The organism is Actinopolymorpha sp. B9G3 (assembly GCF_040120725.1).
Classification (GTDB): Bacteria; Actinomycetota; Actinomycetes; order Propionibacteriales; family Actinopolymorphaceae; genus Thermasporomyces.
Map to the genome: position 1 here is coordinate 1 of NZ_JBEEAB010000074.1, position 1,412 is coordinate 1,412.

Sequence of the window (1,412 nt, forward strand, 5' to 3'; positions counted from 1 at the left end):
CTCCCAGTCGGGAGCGTTGGGGTCCGACCTCTTGCCGCCCAGATCTTCTGCGGTCACGGTCGCGAGGAAATCGGTCACCATCGCGACGCGGCTGGACCGAGCCTCCAGCACCTCCGAGTAGGTCGGAGTCTCGGTGGACTCGGGCAGCCCGGCGAGGGCGAGTGGATGGAACGGCTGTTCTCGCCCCTGCACCGCTTTGCCGAGCCAATTGTCGGTGGCCAGCACCAGGTGGCGCAGGGTCTGGGCGAACGAGAACTCATCGTCGACGGAAATGTCGGTGGTTCCGTCCGGCATCGTCGCCACCCGTTGGAGGATTGCTTCCCAGGCCGTTTGGACTGCTGCCCACGCTGCGCGGAGCCCGTCCGGATCGGTGGCCCGGCGTTCGGATCGGCCGGGAAAACGGCGATTGAGCTCGGCGTCGACGAGGGGCACCACGTCAACGTCGTTGACCATGAACGATCCGTCGTAGAGCCAGGGTGCGTCGATCTCGGATCGGTCCACGTCGACCGCGCGCATCACCACTCCGGACACGTTGCTGCTCCGGAACCGGGCACCGCCTAGATCAACGCGGTCGAAACGAGCCTCCTGCAGCTTGACGTTGGTGAACGTGGCGCCCTGCAGGTCGTTGTCGGCGTTGAATTCGGTCACGCGTCGCTTCTTCCTGTCTGGTGTTGAATCGCATGATGATCTATCGGTTCCATCGAGGCGTCTGACAGACTGATTCAGATCTTCAATCAGTGAAAGGTAGCGGAGCAGGGAGACGTTGTCTACCAACCAGCAAGTACCTGACTACGAGCTCGACGACGCGCATACAGTCACGTCCGATCAAGAGCTCAAGGCGATGTTCGACCCCTTCCGTAGCGTCCTGCTCCAACTCCTGCTCGAACGAGCGGCATCCATCCAAGAGCTGGCGGTCGCAACCCGGCGACCCAAGGGCACTGTCGCCTATCACGTCCGCGTGCTGACCGCGGCCGGCATGTTGAAAGTGGTTCGAACGCACACCATCCGGGGCCAGCAGGAACGCTTCTACGGACGGACCGCCCGCCTGTTCAGAGTCGGTGAGATCACGCCCGAGCAGGTCTCCCTGATCCCCAACGCGATGCCCCAATGGGCCGCCGACACCATTCCCGCACACGAAGCTGACCAACTCCGCGCGATCAGGCGCTACGCCTGGATCAGCGAAGAACACGCCAACGAGTTCTGGGACCGAGTTCTCCAACTGGTCAACGAATTCTCCCAGCTACCCAGCCTCGACCAGGGCCAAGCTCACGCCTTCATGGCCGCCATCTACCCCACCACCCAGGCCCCACGCCTGCCAAAACCTCACGAACAGCCCCGCCGCAGGCACCGACACCAATAGCCGTTCGACCAGCAGGCCGATCACCGTTCCATCCCGGCCCGTTCCGCCCGGC

Annotated in this window: 2 protein-coding genes; one reads left to right on the forward strand and one right to left on the reverse strand. The window is 63.7% G+C overall.

Annotated elements, in window-relative coordinates; translation table 11 throughout:
- Positions 1 to 648, reverse strand: a 648-nt coding sequence (locus tag ABNF93_RS34625; protein WP_349332496.1) for a DinB family protein, incomplete at its 3' end; no start/stop codon positions are given.
- 115 nt (positions 649 to 763) lie between these two features.
- Between ABNF93_RS34625 and ABNF93_RS34630 the strand changes: the two genes are divergently transcribed.
- The gene (locus tag ABNF93_RS34630; RefSeq protein ID WP_349332497.1) at positions 764 to 1,360 is read left to right on the forward strand and encodes an ArsR/SmtB family transcription factor; all 597 of its coding nucleotides are present in this window, start codon (positions 764 to 766) and stop codon (positions 1,358 to 1,360) included.
- Positions 1,361 to 1,412 lie beyond the last annotated feature (52 nt).